The sequence below is a fragment of the Anaeromyxobacter oryzae genome, assembly GCF_023169945.1.
GTDB lineage: Bacteria > Myxococcota > Myxococcia > Myxococcales > Anaeromyxobacteraceae > Anaeromyxobacter > Anaeromyxobacter oryzae.
Map to the genome: position 1 here is coordinate 2358490 of NZ_AP025591.1, position 24050 is coordinate 2382539.

Consider the following 24050-nt stretch of genomic DNA (forward strand, 5'->3'; position numbering starts at 1 on the left):
GGAGCATGCGGACATGACCGCTCCAAAATCCCCCCCCGCCGCCCCGCCGCCGGACCTCCGCAATCTCCCCCGCACGGATCGCCTGCTCGAGGCGGCCGCCCGGGCCGGGCTCGTCGCGCGGATCGGCCACGGCGCCGTCGTGGAGGGCATCCGGGCAGCGCTCGATGGGCACCGCCAGGCGATCCTGGCGGGTCGCCCGTGCCCCTCCCCGGACGCCATCGAGCGTGACGTGCTGGCGCGCCTCGAGGAGGCGGCCAGGGGGTCGCTCCGGCCCGTCGTGAACGCCACTGGGGTGGTCATCCACACGAACCTCGGCCGCGCCCCCCTCTCCTCCGCCGCGATCGACGCGATGCGCCGTGCGGCGGAGGGGTACACGAACCTCGAGTACGACCTCGAGGCGGGGGAGCGCGGCGACCGGTACGGCCACGCGGAGGCGCCGCTCTGCCGCCTCACCGGCGCCGAGGCCGCGGTGGTGGTGAACAACAACGCGTCGGCGGTGATGCTCGCGCTCGCCGCCCTCATGGACGCGCCGCCCGCACGCGGGCCGGACGCGGCGCCCGCGCTCGCGCCGCCCGACGGGTTGCCGGAGGTGGTCGTCTCCCGCGGGCAGCTCGTCGAGATCGGCGGCGGCTTCCGGATCCCGGACGTCCTCCGCCGCTCCGGCGCCGCGCTCGTCGAGGTCGGCACCACGAACCGCACCTACCTCCGCGACTACGAGGCCGCCGTCGGCCCCCGCACGCGCATCCTGCTCGCGGTCCACCGGTCGAACTTCCGGCTCTCCGGGTTCGTGCACGACACGCCGCTCGAGGAGCTGGTCGAGCTCGGCCGGCGGCGCGGCCTGTGGGTCGTGGACGACCTCGGCTCGGGCACGCTCCTCCCGACCCGGCCGTTCGGCCTCGGCGACGAGCCCACCGTGCAGGAGCGCGTCCGTGCCGGCGCGGACCTCGTCTGCTTCTCCGGCGACAAGCTCCTCGGCGCGCCGCAGGCGGGCATCCTCGCCGGCCGGCGCGAGGCGGTGCTCCGCGTGAAGCGCCACCCGCTCATGCGCGCGCTCCGCGTCGACAAGGTGACGCTCGCGGGGCTCCTCGCGACGCTCGCGCACTACGAGCGCGGCGAGGCGATCCGCGCCATCCCGGTCTGGCGTGCCATCGCGGCCACGCCGGAGGAGCTGCGGGCGCGCGCGGAGGCCTGGCGGGCCGCGCTCGGCGACGCGGGCGCGCGCTGCGCGGTGCTCCCGGGCCGCTCGGCGGTCGGCGGCGGGTCGCTGCCCGAGGTCACCGTCCCGACCTTCGTGCTCGCCCTCCCCGCCGGCGCGCCCGACGCGCTCCTCGCCCGGCTCCGGCGCGGCGCGCCGCCGGTCGTGGGCCGCATCGAGGAGGACCGCGTGGTCCTCGATCCGCGCACGGTGATGCCGGGCGAGGACGACGCGCTCGTCCACGCGGTTCGTGCGGCGCTTGCGACCTAGAGCCGCAGCCGGACCGTGCCTCCCATGTTGGGTGCGGCGCTACGCTCCGCGCGCCGCCGGCGCGTCGGGAGCCTCCCGGCTCTGCCCCGCGCGTGAGGCGTTGCCGGCAAACGCTCAGGGGTTGAAGCGGTAGCCGATGCCGCGCACCGTCTCGAGGTGGCGCGGGCTCTCCGCGTCGTCGCCGATGTGCGCCCGGAGCCGCGCGATGAAGTTGTCGACCGTGCGCGCGGTCCCGAAGTACCGCGAGCCCCAGACCGCCTCCATGAGCTGCTCGCGGGAGTAGACGCGGTCCGGGTGCGTGACGAACCACGCGAGCAGATCGAACTCGCGGCTCGTGAGCTCCAGGGGCCGGCCCTGGACGGTGGCCCGCCGGGCGTCGAGATCGAGCTCGACCACGCCCGCCTTCTTGAGCACCTTCGGCGCGGCGCCCTCACCCCGCGCGCGCCGGCGCCGGAGCAGCGCCTCGATGCGCGCCAGCAGCTCCTTCAGGCCGAACGGCTTCACCATGTAGTCGTCGGCCCCGAGCTGCAGCCCGGCGACCTTGTCCGTCTCCTGCCCCTTCGCCGACAGGATCAGGATGGGCAGGTCGGGATCGTCCTTGCGGATCTCGCGGACGAGCTCGAGCCCGCCGAGCCGCGGCAGCATCACGTCCACCACGATCAGGTCGGGGTGCTCGCTCTTCGCGAGCGCGAGCCCGGTCTCGCCGTCGACGGCGGACCGGACCGTGTACCCCTCCATCCCGAGGTTCAGCTGCAGGCCCCGGAGGATCGACGGATCGTCCTCGATGACGAGGATCCGGTCGGCCATATCGGCTACCCCTTCCCGCCCGCGGTGGCGGGCTGCGCCGCGGGGGCCGGCTCGAGCACCACCGCGGGGAGCGTGATCGTGAACGTGGCGCCCTCGCCCACGTCGCTCGACACCGCGACGCGGCCGCCGTGCGCGACGACGATGTGCTTCACCATCGCGAGCCCGAGCCCGGTGCCCTCGATGCTCCGCGAGAGCGGATCGTGCGCCCGGTAGAACTTGTCGAAGATCCGCTTCTGCTCCCGCTGCGGGATCCCCGGCCCGTTGTCCGAGACCGAGATGGTGACCGTCGGCCCGGACGCAGCGGCCGCGATGGAGATCTTCTTCTCCGCGCCGGTGTACTTGAAGGCGTTGTTGAGGAGGTTCAGGATCGCCTCCGAGAGCGCCTGCCGGTCGGCCATGACCGGGGGGAGGCGCGGCGGGACCTCGCGCGTCACCTCGACCTGCCCGTGCAGCCGCTGCGGCTCGAACGCCTGGAGCGCGAGGTCGACGATGGGCTCGACCGGCTGGCGGGTGAGCTGGTAGGTGCGCCGCCCGGACTCCATCCGGGCCCAGTCGAGGAGCCGGTTGATGAGCCCGGAGAGCCGCGCGGTCTCCTCGGCGACGATCTCGAGCGCCTCGCGCTGCCGGACCGGGTCCGCGATGCGCCCGAGCTGGAGCGTCTCGACGAACATCCGGATGGACGTGAGGGGCGTCCGGAGCTCGTGGGAGACCTTGTTCACGAAGTCCGTCTGGAGCTTCGCGACGCGGGCCTCGCGGTAGAGGATGGCGATCGTCGCGGCGGTGCCGGCGATGGTGGTCGCGACGAGCGCCAGGATGAGGATGCCGAAGAGGTAGTCCCGCGCCACCGAGCCGTAGACGAGGATGAGGATGCCCACCGTGAGCATCAGGGCGGCGGGCACGAAGACGAACCCGATGATGAGCGGCAGGACGTGGCGGAGCTTCATCCTGCGCGCATCTTAACGGAGCGGCCTCCCGTACGCTCCGCCGCGGGCCCCGAAAAGGCCCGGTCCCGGGCCGCCGGGACGTCCGGCGGGCCACGGGCCCGGGCTGCTGGGCGATGGCGGACGCCGTGACGGCAGGGCGTTCAGCTTCGTCCTGGTGACGCCGAGCACCTGCTGACCACGGCTCCCGCAAAAAAGAAGCGGGGCGGGCCACGAAGGGCCCGCCCCGGTCACTGCGGCACACCCGGAGCGATCGCTCCGGGTGCGCCTTTCACGTCAGGTTACTTCGCGTGCACGTCCTTGATCGCCATGATCTTGCCCGGGCCGTGGCAGACCAGGCAGGACTCGCCGAGGCCGGCCTTGGCGACCGAGCGCGGCTGGTAGAACGCGCCGCCGTTCTGCTCCATGTGGATGACCGCCGCGTCGCTGTCGTGGCACGCCGAGCAGACGGTGGTGATCGGGCTCGTCACGAGCGTCGTGTCGGCGGCCTCGGTGACCACGCCGGTCCCCGTGGCGACGGAGTAGCCCGTGCCGTAGTTCGTGCCCTCGGTGATGTACGGCGAGTGCGCGCTGCCCACGGCGAAGGTGCCGGTGGCGACGGTGGTCGGGGTCGAGCTCTCGAGCGCCGCGAGCGAGGCCGCCGAGCTGTAGTCGTACGTGCCCGCCTTGTGGCACTGCTCGCAGTCGTTCAGGACGCCCGGGTAGGTGACCTGCCAGTACCCCTCCGTGGCGGAGACCTGGTGCCACGTGAACGGCGTCGAGCGGGCCCCGGCCCCGTGGATGCCGTGGATGAACGCCTTCGAGCCGGCCGACCACGCGCTGCTGGTCCGGTTCGGCGTGTGGCACCACGAGCACGACGGGCTGTCGTTGCGCTGACCGGCGTGGAACGTCGGGGCCGCGCCGAGCTGCGCGTGGCACGCGTTGCAGTTGTCGGTCGCCACGATGTCGCGGCGAGCGGCGTAGCCGGTGGCGGTCTTCTTCACGTCCGGAGCGGCGACGATGAGGCCGCCCACGCGGGTGGTGGCGCTGTACGCGTAGCCCGGCACGTTGGTCTGGGTGAGCGGCGCCGTGTCCTTCGTCGGATCAGCGTTCAGGCCGTAGGTGTAGCCGACGCCGCCGGTGAGCATCGTCGCCGAGGCGGGGATGACCACGTTCGTGATGGTCACCGTGTAGAACTGGTTCGCGTCGGGGCCCGTGATCGTCGTGCTGGCGGCCGCCGAGCCGTTGCAGACGCGCTTCACGTAGGCGCTGGCGGAGGCGTTGAAGTCGGCCGGGGCGGCGATGCCGTCCTGCGGCTGGGCCCAGACGAAGTAGACGCTCGGCGAGCCCACGAAGTTGTTGAAGATCTCGCCGGCGACCGTCGCCGGGCCACAGACCATGTCCATCGGCGCCGGCGTCCCGTCCTTGAGGAAGCGGAACGTGATCGTCGGGCGGAGCACGCTGCCCGCGTCGGCGACCGCGGCGACCGAGCCGATCTCGTAGGTGATCTTGGTGGCGCCGGCCGGCACCGCACCCGCCGCGGCGAGAGCAGCCGCGTTGGTGTTGGCGTTCGTGCCGCCGCTCAGGATGTTGTTCGGATCGACCGGCGCGACGGGCACGTGGTAGCCGGCGATGGCCGCCGGCTGGTGGCACAGGGTGCACAGCGAGTCGTCCGTCCGGACGCCGCCGCTGTGCGCGCAGGGGACCGTCCGGTCGAGGTTGCAGGACGGGAGCGTCGTGCTGGTGAAGCTCACCACGTCATGGCAGGAGCCGCAGGCCTGGCGGTTCGGCCGGGTCTTCCACTGCGCGCCCTGGGCCGCGCTGTCGTCGTGGCACTGGGCGCAGTTGCGGATGTCCTGCGGGTAGGTCACATCGCTGATGCCGTGGAACGCGTTCGGCTGGCAGGGAGCGGCGGGCGTGCAGGTGCAGATCGCGGCGTGGGTTCCGACGCCGTCCCCGCAGGCCGTCGGGCCCTGGTAGCCGGTCGTCATCGTCCCGGTCGTGACGGACAGGAGCTCCTCGCTGAAGTGGATCCGGTGCACGAACACCGAGGCCTCGGCCGCCGGGTTGCTCGTCCGGTCGGGGTTGTGGCAGATGCCGCAGTAGTTGCCGTTGATGCGGCCGCCGCCGTGGAAGGTCCCGGCGGCGAAGCCGTCGTGGCACTTCGAGCAGCCCGCGGTGTTGACGACCTGGCGCCGCGAGGGCGTGCCGTTGCCGGAGGGGATGAAGTTGTACTCGACGTTGACGGTCTTCCGCGTGCGGAGGTCCGTCGAGTCGGTCTGGCGCTGCGCCTGGATCCAGAGGGTGTGCGTCGACGTGCCCTGCGTCGCGTCGAACGCGACGGTCGCCGGGAACGTGTACGTGTAGTCACCCGCGCCGTTCGCGACGAGCGTGCCGTTCGCGGTCGGGTTCAGCGGCGTCCGCAGCGGGGAGAAGGCGGTCGGCTGCGCCGGCGTACCGCTCTGCGTGAGGACCTTGTACGGGAGGACGTTCCCGGCCGCGTCCTTCGTGAAGTACGCGAGCGAGAAGGACGGCGAGATCGTGCCGAGCGAGTACACGCCGGCGGTGTCGAGGCCGTAGCCGCGGTCGTCCTTGATCGTGAAGCGGACGGAGATCTTCCCGCTCGCGTCCGCGGTGGGGGCGCTCGTGACGACGATGTTGAGGCCCGAGCTCTGGCCGATGCCGGGCGTGCCGGACGGACCGGTGGGACCCGTCGGACCCGTCGGACCCGTCGGGCCGGTGCCGCCCGTGGGGCCGGTATCGCCCTGCGGGCCGGAGGGGCCCGTCGGGCCCGTGCCGCCCGTGGCGCCCGCGGGGCCGGTCGAACCAGAGCAGCCCGCGAGCGCGAGCGCGCCGGCGAGCAGCAGCGTTCCAGCGTTCTTGAACGATTTCATCGTTTTCGTGATCTCCGACAATGTGGGTGCGCGACCGTCGGTCGGTTCGCGGCTCTGCGCATAAGAAGGAGGGGTTGCCCTGGGGTCAATACGCCCCGCGACAATTGTTCTTTTCCCCAGAATTTTCGCGCATTTCCGGAGCGCGCAATTACTGCAGCTTTCGCGCATGCGCGATTTCACCCAGATCGCATGGAAATGTGCGCGTGCGCACAGGGGAATTTTTGACCACGCGCCCAGGGTCCGCGGAGGCCGTACCGTCGGTTGCTATGGGCCCGCAATGTTTGCGGCGCAATCTTGCGCTTGGGTCCGATAGTTATTCACGATCGGTGACACAGCATGGCCGGCGCGCGAGCTCGCGGCGAACTGCGTAACATGCCGACATCACGGACCGATTCTGGGATCGCGCGAGAAGGCTCGCGCCACCTTTGCCGCGCGCGTCCCGCGGCCCCGTGACAGACGGCCGCACCCTGAAATGACGCCGCGCTCGATTGCGGTCTCGTCAAGTCCACATTGCGCAGCAGAGATCCGCCCCGCGCTGGCGCCGCTCCTCCGGCGAGCTGAGGAAAGCGCGGGCCGCCGGAGCGCCCAGCGAGCGGAAAAAGGAAGCGGGGCGAGCATCGCTGCTCGCCCCGCCTCGTGTTGCTCAGCTGTTCAACCGCGAGGTGGGCCGGAGCCCACCTCGCCGGTCTCGACTAGAGGCCGTTCTTCCAGGTGTTGAACAGGTTCTGGTGGTCCGCGCCAGCCGTCGGGTGGCACACCACGCAGCTCTCGACCTGGGCGCCGGTGATCGCCGCGGTCGGCGCGATGACGCCGATCTGGCCCAGGACGTACGCGGTCACGTTGGTGAGCGACGTCGCGCTCGTATCGGCCACGGACGTGCCGTTCGCGGTCGTGTGCGCGTAGAACGCGGCGAGCGACGGAGCGTCGTCCTCGTTGATGAACTGCGCCCGGTGGCAGCCGCCGCAGGCGCGCTCGGCCGGACCGGAGATCTGCGCCGGCACGGTGCCGATGGTCCGCGTCCCGGCCTTGAACGTCGAGGCCGCCGAGAGGAGGCCCGGGAGCGACTTCGCCTGGTCCGGAACCTCGTACGTGCCCGCGTTGTGGCACGAGTCGCAGTTCAGGGTCCCGGCGAAGTTCGGGTAGTTGCCCTCCACCTTGTCGCTGTAGCGGAGCAGGGCGACCGGATCCGTGAGGTCGATGCTCTTGATGTCGAACGCCTGCATCGAGTGGATCGCGTGGACGTAGGAGTCGATGGACCGGGACTGCATCTCGAGGTGAGACGCCCCGGCGCCGACGAAGTGGCAGACGCGGCAGGCGACGACGCCCGCGCTGCCGTAGTTCGGGCCGTGGAACGTCATCCCGAGCTCGTCATGGCAGGCGTTGCACTTCGCCGTGTCGACGATCGCCGTCCCGGCGGCGGCGGGAATGACCGCGCCGGTGGCGAGGTCGATCGCCACGGAAGCGCCGGTGACCCCGATGGACGGGTTGTAGGCCGGGTTCGGGCCCGTGACCGCGCCGCTCGTGTCCGTGAGGTACTCGTTGTCGTCGACCTTCTTGGTCTGATCGAGGCCGATCGCCGGGAGGATGTTCACCTGGACCCGCTTGACCGTCTTGTTGGCGATCAGGTCGCCCCAGTTGATGTTGTTGGTGGCGTCGTTCGCCAGGATGGCCGTCGCCGTCCACTGGGTGACGCCGGCGGTCGTCGCAGCCGGATTGAGCGTCAGGCGGGGGCTGTTCGACGACAGCGCCGCGTTGCCGCGCTGAGTCGCGCCATCGGTGTACTCGAGGAGGCTCGTGCCAGCGCCGGGCAGGCCGGTCGCCACGCTGCCGTGGCCGCTGACCACGAAGTCCTTCGAGTCGTAGCCGTAGAGGCTCACCACGATCGTCGGCTTGACGAGCGCGTTGGCGGCGGTGCCGGCGATGCTGAAGTTGACGGTGAGCGTGTTGGCGGTGGCGTCGAAGGAGGTCGTGCCGACCGTCACCTTGAGCGTGTCCGCGTACCGCGCGTTCTCGGCGGAGTAGATCCTCTTCGAGAAGCCGCCGTGGATCTGCGCGAACGTCTTGCCCGACGAGCCGTCGCCCTTGTGGCACTTGTTGCACATGGCGGGGTCCACGTCGACGCCGCCGGCGGTCGCCGCGTACAGGTCCATCGTGTGGAAGCTAGCGACGCCCTTGTTGGCCCAGATCGTCTTCATCGCCGGGGCGCGGCCGGCCTCGACGCCGCCCGTCGGGCCGGTGACCGCGTGGCAGCTCTTGCACACCGTCGGCTTGAAGTTCGCGTCGGTGAGGATGTTCTGGAGCTGGCCCGCGTGGCAGGTCACGCAGTTCGAGATCGACTGCGGGTAGTTGAACTCGAACGCGTGCGAGTTGTGCACGTCGTTCATGATGTTCGCCGTGTAGGCGTACTTCGCGGCGTGGGTGGCGTCGAGCGCGCCCTTGGAATCGAGCGACGCGGCGTAGTTCGCCGGGTCATCGGCAATCATGTACCAGTTGGCGTCGGAGCCGGCGCGCTGATCCGTGTGGCAGGCCTTGCAGGACGCGAAGTCCGGCAGGCCGGCGACCTTCGCCTGGCGGTAGCCGTGCTTCGAGTACGGCGCGCCGTGGCACTTCTCGCAGCCGGACACGACGGCCTTGGAGGTGTAGGCGATCGTGCCGTACACCTTCGCCGTGCTCGACACCTGGCTGGGCAGCATGTAGTGGCCGGTCGTCGGCGCCGGCACCGCGGCCGCGTTCGTGATGTACGCGTACACGAACGCGCTCGTCGAGGTCTCGGGGGCGAAGGACGGGCTCGCCTTCGTGGCGGTGTACTGGGCGCCGTTGCCGTCGGCCGTGATCGCCTTGAAGTGGATCCCGCCGAAGCTGAAGTTCCTGTTCGTCGGGAAGGTGTTCGTCGCCGCGTCGTACTGCTGGGCGTAGAAGGTCTTCTGCGGGAGGATGCTCAGGTTGTCGACGCAGGTCCCGCCCGGGCAGACCGCCGCGGCCGGCCGGATCGTGAAGGTCAGCGTCGAGGTGTTCGTGCCGTTGACCGGCGCGGTCACGACGCTGTCGATCGTGAGCGACAGCTTGCCGCTGACGCCGTTCATGCCGTTGGTGCCGTTGGTGCCGTCGGTGCCGTTCGTGCCGTTCGTGCCGTTCGTGCCGTCGGTGCCGGCAGGACCGGTGGCGCCCGGCATGCCCTCCGGGCCCTTCTCGCCCTGGCAGCCGGCGAGCGCGAGAGCGCCGGCGAGCAGGAGCGTTCCCGCCTTCTTCAAAGAGGTGTGCATTATCGATTGATCTCCGGCAATTGTTATGCAGCGAAACCGCTAACTGCCTGACTTGGCGCATAAAAGGAGTCCTGTTCGGGTGCGTCAAGATACACGCCGCGGATCGGGGATTTTCTCGTCATCTCGCGGGGTTGGGCGTGCGCAATTCCTGCCACGCGCCAATGTTCTCCGGGGGCGCGGTATCAGGCCGTTAACTCATTGATTGACCGATGGTTTCGATGACTATGCGTCAAGCTGCCGCAGCGCCGCGGGTTCAGGTTAACGAACCGCGCGCAGGCTTTGCGGTTTCGAGCGTCCTCGACTTCATCCGCAGCCGGACGGGTCAGCTTCACCGACCGTGTCTCATCGCGCCCCCGAGCCGCAGCGCCGGGGGCCGCTAACGCGGCGACAAGACGCGCGACTTCGCGCCGTGCACCTCGGTGCTGACGTGCTCGTTCGGGCGCGCGAAAGCACCCACCGCGGGATCACCCGAGGTCATCAGACGGCGCGGGCGGACTGCGGCCGGCTGCCGCAAGTCCGCGCCGACCCGCTCCGACGCCTTCCGGCGACCGCTCAGCGATGGAACGGCGTGCCGGCCGCCCCGCGCTCGACGAGCAGCGGTGCCGGCGCGAACCGCTCGCCGTGGCGCGTCCGGAGCGTCTCGAGCTTGTCGAGCAGCTTCCGCGTGCCGACCGCGTCCGCCCAGCGGAACGGTCCGCCGCGGAACGGCGGGAACCCGAGCCCGAACACGGCGCCGACGTCGCCGTCGCGCGCGCTCCGGAGGATGCCCTCGCCGAGGCAGAGGATCGCCTCGTTCACCATCTGGAGCACCACGCGCTCCTGGATGTCCTCCGGCGCGAAGCGCTTCCGGCTCCGCCCGCCCGGCAGGAGGTCGTAGACGGTCTCGTCGACCCGCTTCTCCTTGCCGTCGTAGGTGTAGAAGCCCTTCCTGTTCTTCCGGCCGAGCCGGCCCGCCGCGACGACGTCGTGGAGCGACGCCGGTGGCGCCATCCGCGCGCCGAACGCGCCGTGCAGGATCTTCCCGACCTTGTCGCCGACGTCGATGCCCACCTCGTCGAGCAGCGTGATGGGGCCGACCGGGAACCCGAACTCGACGAGCGCGTGGTCGAGGTCCTCGATCGACGCGCCCTCGACGAGGAGCTGCGCCGCCTCGTTCATGTACGGCGCGAGGATGCGGCTCGTGTAGAAGCCGGGGCCGTCGCGGACGACGATCACCGTCTTCCCCTGCTTCTTGCCGATCGCGACCGCGGTCGCGGTCGCCTCGGGCGAGGTCTTCCCGGTGACGATCACCTCGAGGAGCGGCATCTTGTTGACCGGGGAGAAGTAGTGCATCCCGAGGACGGTCTCCGGGTGCGCCGAGGCCTCGGCGATCTTCGTGATCGGGATGGACGAGGTGTTGGACGCGAAGATGCCGCGCGGGTTCACCGCCTCGAAGGCGCGGACCATCTCCTGCTTCAGCGCGAGGTCCTCGAAGACCGCCTCGATGAGGAGATCCACCTCGGCGAAGCCGCTCCAGTCGGTGGTGGCGGTGAGGAGCCGCAGCTTCTCGAGCCGCTCGAGCCTGTCGATCGAGCGCTTCTTCACGCGATCGTCGAGGATCGAGCCGACCGCGGACAGCCCCTTCGCCGCCGCCGCGTCGTCGCGCTCGCGGATCCGCACCGGGAGCCCCGCGTTGACGGTCACGTAGGCGATGCCGCTGCCCATGAGCCCGCCGCCGAGGACGCCCACCCGCTCCACCTTCCGCGGCTTCACGGCGGGGTCGTCGACGCCGCTGTCCTTCTTGAGCGCGGTCGTCGCGAAGAAGATCTCCATGAGCCGGCGCGCGACGTCCGAGACGGCGAGCTGGCCGAAGAGCTCCGCCTCCTTCTCCAGCCCCTTCGCGAAGCCCTTCTGGTACCCGTGCTCGATGGCGTCGATGGCGCGGAGCGGCGCGGGGTAGTGCCCCTTCGTCTTCGCGAGGACCGTCCTGCGCGCCTGCCGGAACAGGACCTGGCGCCCGAGGGCGTTCTCCTCGAGGGCGAGGCGGGTGACGCTCTCGACGGCGCCCTTCCTCGCGGGCCGCCGCTCCCGCCGCAGCTTCCCGGAGGCGAGCGCGCGGGCCCGGTCGCGGGCGACGTCGAGCAGGATCGCGGGAGGGACGGCCTCGTCGACGAGGCCGAGCTTCAGCGCCTTCCGCGCCTTGACGGTCTTGCCCGCGAGGATGAGGTCGAGGGCGGCCTGGATCCCGACGAGGCGCGGCAGCCGCTGCGTGCCCCCGCCGCCGGGGATGAGGCCGATCTGCACCTCCACGAGGCCCAGGCTGGTCCGCGGGTGGTCCGCGGCGATCCGGTAGTGGCACGCGAGGGCCCACTCGAGGCCGCCGCCGAGGCAGGCGCCGTGGATCGCGACGACGACCGGCTTCCGCAGCCGCTCCAGGCGATCGAACACCGCCTGGCCGTCGCGGGCGAGCCGCTGCGCCGAGGCGGCGTCCTTCACCGTCTGCATGAGCTCGATCCTGGCGCCGGCGACGAACCCGTCCGCCTTGCCGCTCGCGAGGACGATCGCCCGCACCGCGTCGTCCTTCTCCAGGCGGTCCACGAGCGCGACGAACTCCTCCATCAGCGCCGGGTGGATCGTGTTCACCTTCTCGCCGGGATCGTCGACGAGCAGCGTCGCGACGCCGTCCGCGATCTCGACGCGGAAGTGCCGGGGGGCCTGCATGGACGCCACCGCCTCTGCCGACATCATGGATACCTCCGGGGTGTCTGGGGCCCGGCGCGGCTCGCGCGCCGGGCGGAAGGGATCGGGGACGTCACTCCCGCTCGAGGACGAGCGCCGCGCCGAGCCCGCCCGCCGCGCAGACCGTGAGCAGCGCGTGCTGGCCCTGCCGCCGCTCCAGCTCCCGGAGCGTCTGCAGGATCATCCGCGCGCCGGTCGCGGCGAAGGGGTGGCCGAGCGCGATGGAGCCGCCGTTCACGTTCAGCTTCGCCGGGTCGATCTCGCCGAGGGGCCGGGAACGCCCGAGCTCCTTCTCGGCGAAGTCCTTCGACGCGAACGCCTTCAGGTTCGAGAGCACCTGGGCGGCGAAGGCCTCGTGCATGTCGACCAGATCCATGTCCGACAGCTGGAGCCCGGCGCGGTCGAGGGCGACGGGCGCCGCGTAGGCGGGTCCCTGGAGGAGCTGGTCGCGCGGGTCGAGCGCCGCGTAGGCGTACGCCTTCACGTACCCGAGCGGCCGGAGGCCGAGCGCGCGCGCCTTCTCCTCGCTCATGACGATGAGGGCGGCGGCGCCGTCGGTGAGGGGCGACGCGTTGCCGGCGGTGATGGTGCCGTACCTCCGGTCGAACACGGGCCGGAGCTGCGCGAGCGCCTCGAGGGTCGTGTCCTTGCGGACGATGTTGTCCCTCGAGACCACGCGCTCGAACCGCGGCGGCACCGGGACGTGCATCACCTCGCCGTCGAGCTTCCCGGTCTCCCAGGCGAGCGCCGCCCGGCGGTGGCTCTCGTAGGCCACCCGATCCTGCGCCTCGCGGGAGATCCCGTTCACCTGCGCCATCCGCTCGGCGCTCTCGCCCATGGTGAGCCCGGTGGTCGGCTCCTTCAGCGCGGGCGGGTTCGGGGTGAAGTCCTTCGGGCGGAGCCGCGCCAGGATCCGGACGCGGTCCGCCACGGTCCGCGCCCGCGAGACCTCGACGAGCGTCTGCGCGAGGGTCCGCGACGCGAAGATCGGCGCGTCGGAGATGGACTCCGCGCCGCCGGCGATGGCGCAGTCGGAGTGGCCGAGCGCGATCTGGGCGGCGGCGTCGGTCGTGGCCTGGATCGACGTCGCGCAGGCGCGCGCCACCGTGTGGGCCTGCACGCTCCGCGGGAGCTGGGTGCGGAGCACCATCTCGCGCCCGATGAGCGTGACGGTCGGCGACGGGATCACCTGGCCGAACACGACCGAGTCGAACTCCTTCGGGGAGATGCCGCTCCTCGCGACGAGCTCGTTCACCACGAGCGCGCCGAGGTCGGTGGCGGAGAGGTCGTTGAAGTCGGTCCCGGCCTTCACGAACGGCGTGCGGAGGCCGGTGATGACCGCGGCCCGGCGGCCGGGAGGGAGCGTTCCGTTCGTGCCCATGGGTGTCTCTCCGTTGACTCGGGAATCGGTCGGTGACGCGATCTCATTTAGTTACCATGGCGCGGAGCGTCAACCGCCGCGAAGTGCCGGACCGATGTGGGGCCGCGGGAGCGAGCGCCGTGAACCCGAGCGAACGGGCGTCCCCTTGCGCGACAGGGAGGTTCCGGCGACGATCCGAGGGATGAAGCGCTCCCGGCAGCTGAAGCCGCTCTCCAGCGAGCACCACCAGGCGCTGCTCGTGGCTTTCCAGCTCAAGATGGGGCTCGCCGGCCACGCGGACAGCGCGGGCGCTCCGAAGGACCTTCCCGGGCTCCTCGCCCTCGCGAAGCGCTTCGAGGAGCAGGTCTTCCGGCCCCACACCCGGGCCGAGGAAGAGCTGCTCGGGCGCTGGCTCACGCAGGGCGACATGCGGCGGCTGACGACCGAGCACGCGGAGATGACGCGGCTCATCGGCTCCGCCAAGGGCGGGCGAGGGCCGGACGTCCGGTCCTCGCTGCACGCGTTCGCCGAGCTGCTCGAGCAGCACGTCCGGTGGGAGGAGCGGGAGCTGTTCCCGTACGCCGAGGGCCACGTCGACGAGGCGACGCTCGCCAGCATCGGCGGCGAGCTGGAGCGGCGACTCGTCCTCGCCCGGAGCGAGGCGAAGCAGGCGAAGCAGGCCCGCTGACGTCCTCGCGCCGGAACCCGGCCGCCTCGCACGCCCGGGGTTGGCCCCCGCGGGCGCCCCAACAGGATTGACCCCCGGATCCGTCTGCCGCGTGTCTCAGTTCCGAGAAGGAACCGGAACCGGCGCGCGCTTCCTTCCGTCGCGCGCCGGAGGAGGCCTCGTGCTGCGCGCCATCGTGCTCGTGCTCGTCCTGTCCTCGTCGCCCGCGCTCGCGGCGGATGCGGGAGACACACCGCCCGCGAGCGGCTCGGCGGAGGCCGGCCCGGGCGCGTCGAAGCCCGAGCAGCCCGGCGCGAGCGAGCCGAAGCCCGCGAAGCCGGGCGAGGCGGCCGCTCCCCGGAAGCCGGACCTGTCGCCTTCCCTCGACTTCGAGCTGCTCCCGCCGACGAAGAAGCCGGACACGGAGGCGAGCGCGCGGATCGAGCGCGAGGTCGCGCGGCGCCGGACGATGCTCACGCTGCACCAGGGCATGGGGATCGCGACCTGGACCGCGCTCGCCGCGACCACGATCGTCGGGCAGCTCGACTTCAACGACCGCTTCCGCGGCGGCGGCGACACCGGCAAGTACCACGCGTGGCACACCGGGCTCGCCTACGGCACGACGGCGCTGTTCGCGACCGCTGGGCTCCTCGCCGTGCTCGCGCCGGTGCCCTACCCGAAGAAGATCCAGCTCGACACCGCCACGCTGCACAAGGCGTCGATGGCCCTCGCCACCGTGGGCATGGTCGCCCAGATCGCGCTCGGCGTCTGGGCGCGACACGAGGCGGGCTCCCTCCGCGAGCGGGACATCGCGACGGCGCACCAGATCGTCGGGTACACGACCTTCGGCGCGATGACCGTCGGCGCGGTGGTCCTGTTCTTCCCCTGATGAAGGTGCGCGCCATGACCGCCCTCGCCCGCCTCGCCGCCCTCGCCCTCGCCCTCGCGCCCGTCATCGCGCCGGCCGCCGACGCGCCGCGCACCTACGACGTGGCGCCGGGGAGCACGCTCGGCTACCGCGTCGTCCACAAGCTCCACGAGGTGAACGCGGTCACGCACGCGGTCGAGGGGAAGGCGCGGGTGCTCCCGGACGGCGGCGTGCAGGTGATGGTGCGCGCGCGCGTCGACTCGTTCGACTCGGGGAACGGGAACCGCGACGCGCACATGCGCGAGGTGACCGAGACCGCGCGGTACCCGTACGTCGAGCTCAAGGCGGTCGGCTCGGGTGTGCAGCTCGCGTCGTCGCCGGCGACGCTCGACCTCGTGCTCCGGGGCGAGGTCACCTTCCACGGGCAGACGCACCCGGTGGAGGTCCCGGTGAAGGTGCGCCTCGAGCCCGACGGGCGGGGGACCGTCGACGCGAGCTTCCCGCTGAGCCTCGAGGCCTACGGCGTCGAGCGGCCCTCCCTTCTCTTCGTGAAGATCGAGGATCGCGTCGTCGTCTCCGCGAAGCTCCTGCTCCAGGAGGAGCGATGACGCTCTCGCGCCGGCAGCTCCTGTTCCGCGCCGCCGCGGCGACCGGCGCCGCCGCCGTCTCGGCGGCCCTCCCCGGCTGCGCGCCGGACATCGGGCCGGCGCCGTCCGTGGACGTCCCGGCGCCGGTGGACGGGAAGATCACGATCCCGCTCGCGACGGCGCCGCAGCTCCGCGCGGAGGGCGGCGCGATCATCGCGCGGCCGCAGGGCGCCGGGCCGGTGCTCGTCGTGCACGTGCCGACCGTCGGCTCCTACGCGTCGACCACGGCGATCTGCACGCACCTGGGCTGCCCGCTGGGGTTCGAGGACACCGAGATCGTCTGCCCGTGCCACGGCTCGCGGTTCGGCCTCGACGGCTCGGTCCACCACCCGCCCGCGCGCGGCGCCCTCGCGACCTACGAGGCGACGCTCGACGTGACCCGGGACGCGGTGGTCGTGGACCTCACCGCGGGCGATCCGGGGTTCCCCGCCCTCGTGAACGGGACGGTCGTCTTCCCGCTGGCGGACTTCCCCGCGCTCGCGAGCCCGGGCGGCACGGTCACCGGGCGGCCGCAGGGCTACGGCCGGCCCATCACGGTGATCGCGCTCCCCGCCGGCGGCCACGCGGCGCTCGACTCCGTGTGCGCTCACCTCGGCTGTACGGTGGCGTATCACTCCGACGTGAACGAGATGATCTGCCCGTGCCACGGCTCGACCTATCTGCCCGACGGCACGCTCGTGCGCGGCCCCGCGTCGCACGGGCTGCGCGCGTTCACGACCACCGCCGACGCGACGGCGGTCACGGTCGCGATCCCGGGGTGAGCGGGTCGCCTTCCTACTCCGCCTCCGCCGCCGCCCCGCCGCTCCGCGCCACGTCCTCGCTCCGGATCTTGCCGGGGTCCATGCCGCGGGCGCGCTTCGTCATCGTCGCGAACAGCTCGTCGAACGGCGGCGCGCCGCCCTTCATGAACCGCAGCGGGTTCACCCGCGCGACCACGAACGCCTTCAGGTAGGGCGAGTCGAAGCCCTTCTCCTTGAGCCGCGCCACCGCCTCGGAGACCGCGTCGTCGAAGGCGAGCACGACCTGGGCGCGGCGCTCGCGCTCCGGGAGCGCGGCCGAGAGCTTCCGCTCCTCGTACGCGTCCACCTTGCGGAGGATCGGCGCGTACGCGCCGCCCGAGAGGCGCGGGCGCGCCTCGTACGCGAACCCGAGCGTCACGAGCGCGGGCTCCTCGAACTCGAGGGCCATCTCGCTCTCCTTCGGGTCGAGCGAGCCGGCGAGATCGCGGTACATCCGGACGACCTCGAGGGCCTTCTCGCGGAGGTTGTGCGCCTTCTCGATGTTGAGCGCGAGGATCTGGTAGGCGACCTCGCGCTCGGGGACGAGCAGCGCGAGCACGCTCTTCGCGCCGAGCTCCTGGAGCGCGGTGAGCCGGTGGCCGCCGTTCGGCGTCATGTACCGGTCGCCCTCCCGGACCGCCACGATGGGATCGAGGTAGCGCTTCGTCTTGTCCATCGCGAGCGTGAGCTTCCTCACGTGCGCGTCGGAGACGTCGCGCTGGAACGGCGTCCGGTCGACCTTGTCGGTCGGCAGCGCCACGAACAGCAGCGGGTGGCCGCCGAGCGGCTCGCGGTAGGCGGCGAGCACAGCGCCGCCGTCCGCCTCGACCGCGTGCGCGAGCGCGTCCAGCTCGGGCGGACGCTCCGACAGCGCGAGCTGCTGGGGCGTGAGCTCCGTCGGCTTCAGCTTCACACCCTTGCGGGCGCGCGGCCGGCCGCTCTTGGTCACCGGGCGCTTCTTCTGGGCCATGAACGCATCGTAACGCGTGCGCCTGCACGCCGGGGTTGCCCCGGGCAGGGCGCGGCCGCAATATCCGCCCCCGTGATCCAGGTCCGCGGCCTCACCAAGCACTACCAGGTCCACCGCCGCCCGCCCGGGCTCGCCGCCGCCGTCCGCGCGCTCTTCAGCCGCACGTACGAGACGGTCAAGGCCGTCGACGCCATCGATTTCTCCGTCGGTGAAGGCGAGCGGGTCGGCTTCCTGGGCCCGAACGGCGCCGGGAAGACCACGACGCTCAAGATGCTCGCGGGGCTGCTCCACCCGACGTCGGGTGACGTCACGGTCGCCGGCTTCGTGCCGCGCAGGCGCGAGGCCGCCTTCCTCCGGACGATCACCCTCGTCATGGGCCAGAAGCAGCAGCTCCTCTGGGACCTGCCCCCCGCAGACACCTTCGAGCTGAACCGCGCGGTGTTCGACGTCCCCCGCGCGCAGTTCCAGGAGACGCTGAAGGAGCTGGTCGAGCTCCTCGAGATCGGCGACGTCGTCCAGAAGCCCACGAGGCAGCTCTCGCTCGGCGAGCGGATGAAGTGCGAGCTCGCGGCGGCGCTGCTGCACCGGCCGAAGGTGCTCTTCCTCGACGAGCCGACCATCGGGCTCGACGTGTCGATGCAGGCGACCGTCCGCGGGTTCGTGCGCTCGTACAACGAGCGCTACGGCGCGTCGGTGCTCCTCACCAGCCACTACATGGAGGACGTCGTCCAGCTCTGCCCGCGCGTGATCGTCATCGACCGCGGCCGGCTCATCTACGACGGCGACCTGCGCGCGCTCTCGCACCAGGTCCGGCCGGACAAGCGGATCGTGGTCCGCTTCGAGAGCGCGAACGGGGTCGTCCCGTCGGCGGCGGACCTGGCGCGCTTCGGGCAAGTGGTCTCGGCCGAGCCGGGCCAGGCCACGATCCAGGTCGCGGCGGAGGACGTGTCCGGCGCCGTGGCCCGCATCCTCGCCGGGCTGCCCGTCGCGGACCTCACGGTGGAGGATCCGCCGCTGGAGGAGGTGTTCTCGGAGCTGTTCCGGTCGAACCGCCGGGCGGCGGGGGTGACGTAGGCGCGGGCACCGGCCGCCCCGCCCCCGCGACGAGCCGGACGACCGACGCCTCCCCGAGCGCGATCCCGTCCCCGCGCGGCTCCGCTCCGCTCACCTCCACGACGTCGCCGCGGAGCAGGTGCTCGAACGCGCGATTCGGGGCCGAGACGTGCTTCTCCTGGAGGGAGAGCCCCATCCGCCCCTCCGGCCCGCAGCCCATGTAGCGGAGGCGCCCCTTGGACGGGAGGGGCTCGGACACGATCCGGAACACGCGCCCCTCGGGCGGCGGCGCCCAGGCCTCGCCGGGCGCCGCGAGGACGAGGTAGCTCATCTTCACCGCCTCCTTGCGGAGGCCGGCGGCCTTCCCGATCTGCGCGACGAGCGGCGGCGGATCGATCGGGCGCTCCGCGTGGCACCAGTCGGTCTCGCGGAGGAGCGCGGGGCACGGGCCGCGGAACAGGCACGGCGCGCGGACGGCGTGGCCGCGCGCCACGAGCAGGTCGCGGACGCGGAGGAGGGCGCGGGAGGTGTCCCTGAGCGCCGGCTCGACCACGAGGAGCGAGCCGCCCGGCGCGAGCAGCCGGAGCGCCTCCTCGAGGAGGTCCGCGCGGCGGGCGTCCTCGTCCTGTCCCTTCCACAGCTCGTTCACGACGTGGCCCATCGTGACGAGGTCGAATCGCTTCCCGGGCGCGATCCCCTCGAGCGGCGCCTTCCGGGCGGGGTTCCAGTCCCGCGCCCCGAGCGGCTCGCCGGCGGCGCGGGCGAGGGCGCGGGCCGCGGCGAGGGCGCGCGAGGACCGGTCCGCCGCGATCACCTCGGCCGCGCCGGCGTCGAGCGCGGCGAAGGCCATCGGGCCGGGGCCGCTCCCGAGATCGAGCGCCGCCCGCGGGCGGCGGGGCAGCTCGGAGATCGTCCCGCGCGCCTGCAGGTACGAGATCGGCCAGTAGAAGAGGAGGTAGGCCCCGAGGAGCCGCTCCTCGTCCATGTACCGGGCGCCGGCGAGCTCGCGGTCGCGCGTGAGCCCCTTCGACAGCCGGGCGACCGCGGCGCCGACCTCGCGCAGCTCGTCGGGCAGCAGCGCGTCCGGCGGCGGGCGCGGCCCGCGGCGGGGGCTCTTGCGCCCCTCGCGCCAGACGGCGAGGAGGCGGGGGATCCATCCCGCGAGATCGTGGGCGGGGTCGTTCGGCACGGGGCCGTTCTAACCCGGCGCGCGTCGGACGGCGAGGGGGGCGGGGGGCCCGTGGGAGCGGGAGCCTTGAGGACGGGGGACGGGGGACGGGGGGGACGGGGGGGACGGGGGACGGGACACGGGAGACGGGACACGGCGAACGGGTCCGGAAACGGAAACGGAAACGGAAACGGTAACGGTGCGTGCGCGACGGTCAGGCTGCCCGTTTCCGTTACCGTTCACGTTACCGTTGCCGCTCAATCGTTCCCGTGACCCGCCTCCCGTGGCCCGTGGCCCGTGGCCCGTTGTCCGTGGCCCGTTGTCCGACCCCGACCCCGCCCCCGACCGCGAGGATCACGCTCGCGCACGCCCCGCCCCCTACTCGATCGCGTGGACCAGCTCCGCACGAGGGACCGCGCGCCGGCCCTCGATGAGCGCCCGCGCCGCGTCGACGTGCCCGAACATGCCCCAGAGCAGCACGCCGCGGACCGCGTCGCCGTCGAGGTAGTAGATCGCGCCCTCGCGGAATGGCGTCTTCCACGACTCGATCGTCTCGAGCCGCGCGTCGAGGACGCCGACCGCCTCGTACCCGAGGTCGAACATGTCCGAGTAGAAGAACGGAAGGTGCTCGTAGCGCTCGCCCGAGCCGGCCATGATCCGGCCCGCCGCCGCGCCCATCGTGAGGGCCGCGTCCTCGTGCTCGACCCGGATCGACCGCCCGAGCGCGGGGGACGGGAACCGGGCGACGTCGCCCGCCGCGAAGACGTCCGGCGCGCTCGTCTCGAGGCGCGCGTCGACCTCGATCCCGTCCGAGCAGCGGATCCCGGCCGCCTCCGCGAGCGTCGTCTCGGGGACGATGCCGATCCCCGCGACCACCGCGTCCGCGACGATTTGCTGGCCGGTCCCGGTGAGGACCGCGGTCTCGTCGCCGCGCGCCTCGATCCCGGTCACCTGCTCGCCGGCGAGGACCCGCACGCAGCGGTCCTCGTAGGTCCGCATCAGGAAGTCGCCGAGGCCGGCGGGGTAGACCCGGGCGCCGATCCGCGCATCGGGGAAGACCATCGTGACCTCCTTCCCGTTCTGCGCGAGCGAGGCCGCGATCTCGGACCCGATGAAGCCGCCCCCGATGACCGCCACGCGCTTCCCCGCGACGCCGCGGAGCCGCCGGTAGTCCGCGAGGGTCCGGTAGTAGATCACCCGGTCGCCGCCGAACGGCAGGCGACGCGGGCGCCCGCCGGTCGCGAGGAGGAGCCGGTCGTAGCGGTGGACGCCACCCTGGTCGTCCGTCACCTCGTGGCGGGCGGTGTCGACCGAGACGGCGCGCCGGCCGGCGAGCCAGTCGACGTCGACCGGCGCGAGCAGGACGCTCGACTCCTCCTTCCCGAGCCAGAGCCCCTTCGTGAGCGGCGGCCGCGCGTACGGTGCCTCCGGCTCGGCGCCGAGGACGACGACGCGCGCCCCGGGATCCTTCTCCCGGATCGCGGCCGCGGCGGCGTGTCCGGTCATGCCTCCTCCGACGATGACGTGGGTCTGCATGTCGTCCTCCTCCTTGTCCGGGGCGTCTCCAGGGTTCGATGCGCGGCGCGGCTCGCGGTGGCTGTGCGCGGCCGTCCGCGCTCGCGCTCGGCTCGATGGGGTGCGGCGCGGCCCATCCGGCACCCTTCGCGGCGCGTGCCCCCCGGCCCGCGCCGGGACACGATCCGAGCGAACGAGGAGGCGCGCATGATCGGTCCCGAGCCCGGCTCCGTCCCGCGCCCGGTGGCGCCCGCGGCGCGCCCGGGAGGCCCTCAGGGCGCGAAGCAGGCCGCGGCCGCGCGCGGCGTCGCGGCGGAGGCCCGGAGCCTCCCGGCGCTGCTCGAGGCGCGCGCCGCCGCGAGCGGCGCCGAGGTCGCGGCGTTCCACCGCCTCGCCGGCGAGTGGCGCACGGTCACGTGGAGCGAGATCGCGGCGCGCGTGCGCGACCTCGCGGCCGGCCTCGGCGCGCTCGGTCTCGAGCGCGGCGATCGCGTCGCGGTGATCTCGGACACGACGCTCGACGGCGTGGTGGCCGACCTCGGGATCCTGGCCGCCGGCGCCGTGTCGGTGCCGATCTACCCTTCGACCACCGCCGCGGAGTGCCGCGACCTGCTCGGCCGGACCGGAGCGCGGCTCGCCCTCTGCGATCGCGACGAGCACGCCGCGAAGCTCGCGGAGATCCGCGGCGCGCTGCCGGCGCTCGAGGGCGTCGTGCGCCTCGCGCCGCGCGCCGGCTCCGGCGAGCGCACGGTCGCGCAGGTGGAGGCGATCGGGCGCGCGGCCCGGCAGGCCGAGCCACGCCGGAACATCGAGCGCGCCGCGGCGCTCGCCCCGGACGACCTCGCGTGCCTCCTGTTCACCTCCGGCACGACCGGGACGCCGAAGGGCGTGATGCTCACGCACGGAAACTGGCTCTACGCGGCGGCAAAGGCGGAGGACGTCGCGGTCATGCGGGGGGACGATCTCGCCCTCGTGTTCCTCCCCCTCGCGCACGCGTTCGGGAAGCTCTGCGAGTACGCGTGGGTCCACGTCGGGGGCCGGATCGCCCTCACCGGCACGATGGACCGGATCGCCGACGACGCGGCGGAGGTCCGCCCGACGTACATCCCGGGGCCGCCCCGCGTGTACGAGAAGATCTTCGCCGGCGTGGTCTCGAAGGGCGTCGCCGCGCCCGGGCTGCAGGGGCGGCTGTTCCGGACGGCGCTCGCGGCGTTCGATGCCTGGGCCGCCGCGGCGGAGCGCGGCGAGCCCTACCGCAGCCTCGGGCTCGTCCTCGCGCGCCGCGTGGTCCTCCCGAGGGTCGGGCGGATGGTGCAGGCGCGCCTCGGCGGCCGGCTCCGGCTGCTCCTCTCCGGGTCGGCCCCGCTCTCGCCGCGGATCAGCCGGTTCTACGAGGCGATCGGCGTCCCGATCGTCCAGGGCTACGGGATGACCGAGGCCTCCGCCGCGTCGTGCGTGAACCGGCCCGGCGAGGTCCGGCACGGCACGGTGGGCCCGCCCGTCCCCGGGACCGAGGTGCGCATCGCCGACGACGGCGAGGTGCTGCTCCGGAGCCCGGGCGTGATGCGCGGGTACTGGGAGGATCCGACGGCGACCGCCGAGGTGCTGGAGCCCGACGGGTGGCTCCACACCGGCGACATCGGCACGCTCGAGCCGGACGGCTCCCTCCGGATCACCGATCGGAAGAAGGACCTCATCGTCACCGCGGGCGGGAAGAAGATCGCGCCGCAGCAGCTCGAGCGCGAGCTGAAGGGCGATCCGCTCGTGTCCCAGGTGGTGGTGCACGGCGACCGGCGGAAGTTCGTGACGGCGCTCGTGTCGCTCGACGACGCCGCGGTTCGGCGCTGGGCGGCGGAGCGCGGGATCGCGCTCGGGCCGGTGCCGGGCGAGTCGCCCGAGGTGCGGCGGCGGATCCAGGAGACGGTGGACGCGGTGAACGCGCAGCTGCCGCGGTACGCGACCATCAAGCGGTTCGCGATCCTCCCGCGGGACCTCGGCGTCGCGGACGGGGAGCTGACCGCGACGCTGAAGGTCCGGCGAAAGGCGTGCGAGGCGCGGTACGCGGCGGTGCTCGACGCGCTCTACGCGGAGGACGAGAGCGCGGACGGCGGCGGGTGATCCTTCCCCGTGGAGACTCGTCGTTGCGGGTCGCGGGGCTCGGGTCAGGGCCCACGGGCCCACGAGACGCGGGTCACGGGCACGGAGGAGCCGGGTACGTTCACGGGTACGACGCCGTGAAGCACCCTCACGCGAGGTCGAACACGAGCACCTCGGCGACGCCGCTCCCCTTGCCGCCGAGGCCGACCGCCGGCTCGTCCGAGAGCGCGGCGCCGTCGCCGGCGCGGAGGAGCCGGCCGTTCAGGTCGACCTCGCCGCGCGCCACCTGGACCCACGCGTGCCGGCCCCTGGCGAGCGGGAGGGTGACCGCCTCCCCCGGCGCGAGCAGCGTCGCGTAGACGCGCGCGTCCTGGTGGATCGTGGTCGAGCCCTCCGCGCCGTCCGGCGAGGCGACGAGCCGGAGCCGTCCGCGGCGCTCCGCCTCCGGGTACGCCTTCTGCTCGTAGGAGGGCGCGTGGCCGGCGCGGTCCGGGAGGAGCCAGATCTGGAGGAAGTGGACCGGCTCCTCCTTGGAGCCATTGAACTCCGAGTGCATGACGCCGGTGCCGGCGCTCATCCGCTGCACCTCGCCCGGGCGGAGGACGCCGCCGCCGCCCGTCGAGTCCTGGTGCGCGAGCGCGCCGGAGAGCACGTACGAGAGGATCTCCATGTCGCGGTGGCCGTGGCGGCCGAAGCCCTCGCCGGGCGTCACGCGGTCCTCGTTGATGACGCGCAGCGCCCGGAAGCCCATGTGCGCGTCGTCGTGGTAGTCGGCGAAGGAGAAGGTGTGGCGGGTGTCGAGCCAGCCGTGATCGAAGTGGCCGCGCTCGTCGGCCTTGCGGATCGTGATCATGGCCGG

The 24050-nt window shown here is 72.7% G+C and carries 16 protein-coding genes and 2 pseudogenes; 8 read left to right on the plus strand and 10 right to left on the minus strand.

Annotation, left to right across the window (positions count from 1 at the left end):
• Positions 1–13: 13 nt before the first annotated feature.
• Positions 14–115: pseudogene (locus AMOR_RS29820) on the plus strand (hypothetical protein); the annotation flags it as partial.
• Positions 116–1465 (plus strand): annotated as a pseudogene (selA, locus tag AMOR_RS10300) (L-seryl-tRNA(Sec) selenium transferase); the annotation flags it as partial.
• Between the two features lie 114 nt (positions 1466–1579).
• On the opposite strand, the gene AMOR_RS10305 reads toward selA, so the two are convergent.
• From AMOR_RS10305 to fadI, 6 genes are all read right to left on the minus strand, one after another.
• Entirely contained in the window at positions 1580–2272 is a 693-nt protein-coding gene (locus AMOR_RS10305; protein WP_248360726.1) for a response regulator transcription factor, read from the minus strand.
• Between the two features lie 5 nt (positions 2273–2277).
• Complete coding sequence (locus AMOR_RS10310) at positions 2278–3216, minus strand: sensor histidine kinase (protein WP_248360727.1); 939 nt, start codon at positions 3214–3216, stop codon at positions 2278–2280.
• A 278-nt stretch (positions 3217–3494) separates the two neighbouring features.
• Positions 3495–6086, minus strand: a complete 2592-nt coding sequence (locus tag AMOR_RS10315) for an OmcA/MtrC family decaheme c-type cytochrome (protein WP_248360728.1) — start codon at positions 6084–6086, stop codon at positions 3495–3497.
• 692 nt (positions 6087–6778) lie between these two features.
• Entirely contained in the window at positions 6779–9349 is a 2571-nt protein-coding gene (locus tag AMOR_RS10320; RefSeq protein WP_248360729.1) for a multiheme c-type cytochrome, read from the minus strand.
• Between the two features lie 552 nt (positions 9350–9901).
• Positions 9902–12076 (minus strand): fatty acid oxidation complex subunit alpha FadJ, encoded by a 2175-nt coding sequence (gene fadJ / locus AMOR_RS10325; protein ID WP_248360730.1) that lies wholly within the window; start codon positions 12074–12076, stop codon positions 9902–9904.
• A 64-nt stretch (positions 12077–12140) separates the two neighbouring features.
• Positions 12141–13448: an acetyl-CoA C-acyltransferase FadI gene (gene fadI / locus AMOR_RS10330; protein WP_248360731.1), complete on the minus strand. Its 1308-nt coding sequence runs from the start codon at positions 13446–13448 to the stop codon at positions 12141–12143.
• A 181-nt stretch (positions 13449–13629) separates the two neighbouring features.
• Here fadI and AMOR_RS10335 point away from each other — a divergent pair, with 181 nt between their 5' ends.
• The 4 genes from AMOR_RS10335 to AMOR_RS10350 all read left to right on the plus strand — a co-directional run bounded on the left by AMOR_RS10335 (position 13630) and on the right by AMOR_RS10350 (position 16370).
• Complete coding sequence (locus tag AMOR_RS10335) at positions 13630–14115, plus strand: hemerythrin domain-containing protein (RefSeq protein ID WP_248360732.1); 486 nt, start codon at positions 13630–13632, stop codon at positions 14113–14115.
• Positions 14116–14275: 160 nt separating this feature from the next.
• Complete coding sequence (locus tag AMOR_RS10340; RefSeq protein ID WP_248360733.1) at positions 14276–14983, plus strand: hypothetical protein; 708 nt, start codon at positions 14276–14278, stop codon at positions 14981–14983.
• Positions 14984–14997: 14 nt separating this feature from the next.
• Positions 14998–15570: a YceI family protein gene (locus tag AMOR_RS10345; RefSeq protein WP_248360734.1), complete on the plus strand. Its 573-nt coding sequence runs from the start codon at positions 14998–15000 to the stop codon at positions 15568–15570.
• Positions 15567–16370 (plus strand): QcrA and Rieske domain-containing protein, encoded by an 804-nt coding sequence (locus AMOR_RS10350; protein ID WP_248360735.1) that lies wholly within the window; start codon positions 15567–15569, stop codon positions 16368–16370. Before AMOR_RS10345 ends, AMOR_RS10350 begins: the two co-directional genes overlap by 4 nt.
• A gap of 13 nt (positions 16371–16383) precedes the next feature.
• On the opposite strand, the gene AMOR_RS10355 is transcribed toward AMOR_RS10350, so the two are convergent.
• Positions 16384–17358 carry a ParB N-terminal domain-containing protein gene (locus tag AMOR_RS10355; RefSeq protein ID WP_248360736.1) on the minus strand — a complete coding sequence of 325 codons (975 nt, stop codon included), beginning with the start codon at positions 17356–17358 and terminating at the stop codon, positions 16384–16386.
• A gap of 72 nt (positions 17359–17430) precedes the next feature.
• On the opposite strand from AMOR_RS10355, the gene AMOR_RS10360 reads away from it, so the two are divergent.
• The gene (locus AMOR_RS10360; RefSeq protein WP_248360737.1) at positions 17431–18432 is read left to right on the plus strand and encodes an ABC transporter ATP-binding protein; all 1002 of its coding nucleotides are present in this window, start codon (positions 17431–17433) and stop codon (positions 18430–18432) included.
• Here AMOR_RS10360 and AMOR_RS10365 read toward each other — a convergent pair.
• Positions 18353–19600, minus strand: coding sequence for a small ribosomal subunit Rsm22 family protein (locus tag AMOR_RS10365; RefSeq protein WP_248360738.1), 1248 nt, complete (start codon positions 19598–19600; stop codon positions 18353–18355). The genes AMOR_RS10360 and AMOR_RS10365 overlap by 80 nt on opposite strands.
• A 357-nt stretch (positions 19601–19957) precedes the next feature.
• Positions 19958–21115 carry an NAD(P)/FAD-dependent oxidoreductase gene (locus AMOR_RS10370; RefSeq protein WP_248360739.1) on the minus strand — a complete coding sequence of 386 codons (1158 nt, stop codon included), beginning with the start codon at positions 21113–21115 and terminating at the stop codon, positions 19958–19960.
• 186 nt (positions 21116–21301) lie between these two features.
• On the opposite strand from AMOR_RS10370, the gene AMOR_RS10375 reads away from it, so the two are divergent.
• The gene (locus tag AMOR_RS10375; protein WP_248360740.1) at positions 21302–23212 is read left to right on the plus strand and encodes an AMP-dependent synthetase/ligase; all 1911 of its coding nucleotides are present in this window, start codon (positions 21302–21304) and stop codon (positions 23210–23212) included.
• A 127-nt stretch (positions 23213–23339) separates the two neighbouring features.
• Here AMOR_RS10375 and AMOR_RS10380 read toward each other — a convergent pair whose 3' ends face one another.
• The gene (locus AMOR_RS10380) at positions 23340–24044 is read right to left on the minus strand and encodes a pirin family protein (RefSeq protein ID WP_248360741.1); all 705 of its coding nucleotides are present in this window, start codon (positions 24042–24044) and stop codon (positions 23340–23342) included.
• Between the last annotated feature and the right edge of the window lie 6 nt (positions 24045–24050).

Excerpts from the sequence above, each read along its gene's own strand:
- AMOR_RS10355 (WP_248360736.1), bottom strand. The coding sequence starts at position 17,358 with ATGGCCCAGAAGAAGCGCCCGGTGACCAAGAGCGGCCGGCCGCGCGCC.
- AMOR_RS10320 (WP_248360729.1), bottom strand. The coding sequence starts at position 9,349 with ATGCACACCTCTTTGAAGAAGGCGGGAACGCTCCTGCTCGCCGGCGCT.
- AMOR_RS10335 (WP_248360732.1), top strand. The coding sequence starts at position 13,630 with ATGAAGCGCTCCCGGCAGCTGAAGCCGCTCTCCAGCGAGCACCACCAG.
- fadJ (WP_248360730.1), bottom strand. The coding sequence starts at position 12,076 with ATGATGTCGGCAGAGGCGGTGGCGTCCATGCAGGCCCCCCGGCACTTC.
- AMOR_RS10305 (WP_248360726.1), bottom strand. The coding sequence starts at position 2,272 with ATGGCCGACCGGATCCTCGTCATCGAGGACGATCCGTCGATCCTCCGG.
- AMOR_RS10375 (WP_248360740.1), top strand. The coding sequence starts at position 21,302 with ATGATCGGTCCCGAGCCCGGCTCCGTCCCGCGCCCGGTGGCGCCCGCG.
- AMOR_RS10310 (WP_248360727.1), bottom strand. The coding sequence starts at position 3,216 with ATGAAGCTCCGCCACGTCCTGCCGCTCATCATCGGGTTCGTCTTCGTG.
- fadI (WP_248360731.1), bottom strand. The coding sequence starts at position 13,448 with ATGGGCACGAACGGAACGCTCCCTCCCGGCCGCCGGGCCGCGGTCATC.
- AMOR_RS10315 (WP_248360728.1), bottom strand. The coding sequence starts at position 6,086 with ATGAAATCGTTCAAGAACGCTGGAACGCTGCTGCTCGCCGGCGCGCTC.
- AMOR_RS10350 (WP_248360735.1), top strand. The coding sequence starts at position 15,567 with ATGACGCTCTCGCGCCGGCAGCTCCTGTTCCGCGCCGCCGCGGCGACC.
- AMOR_RS10345 (WP_248360734.1), top strand. The coding sequence starts at position 14,998 with ATGACCGCCCTCGCCCGCCTCGCCGCCCTCGCCCTCGCCCTCGCGCCC.
- AMOR_RS10370 (WP_248360739.1), bottom strand. The coding sequence starts at position 21,115 with ATGCAGACCCACGTCATCGTCGGAGGAGGCATGACCGGACACGCCGCC.
- AMOR_RS10380 (WP_248360741.1), bottom strand. The coding sequence starts at position 24,044 with ATGATCACGATCCGCAAGGCCGACGAGCGCGGCCACTTCGATCACGGC.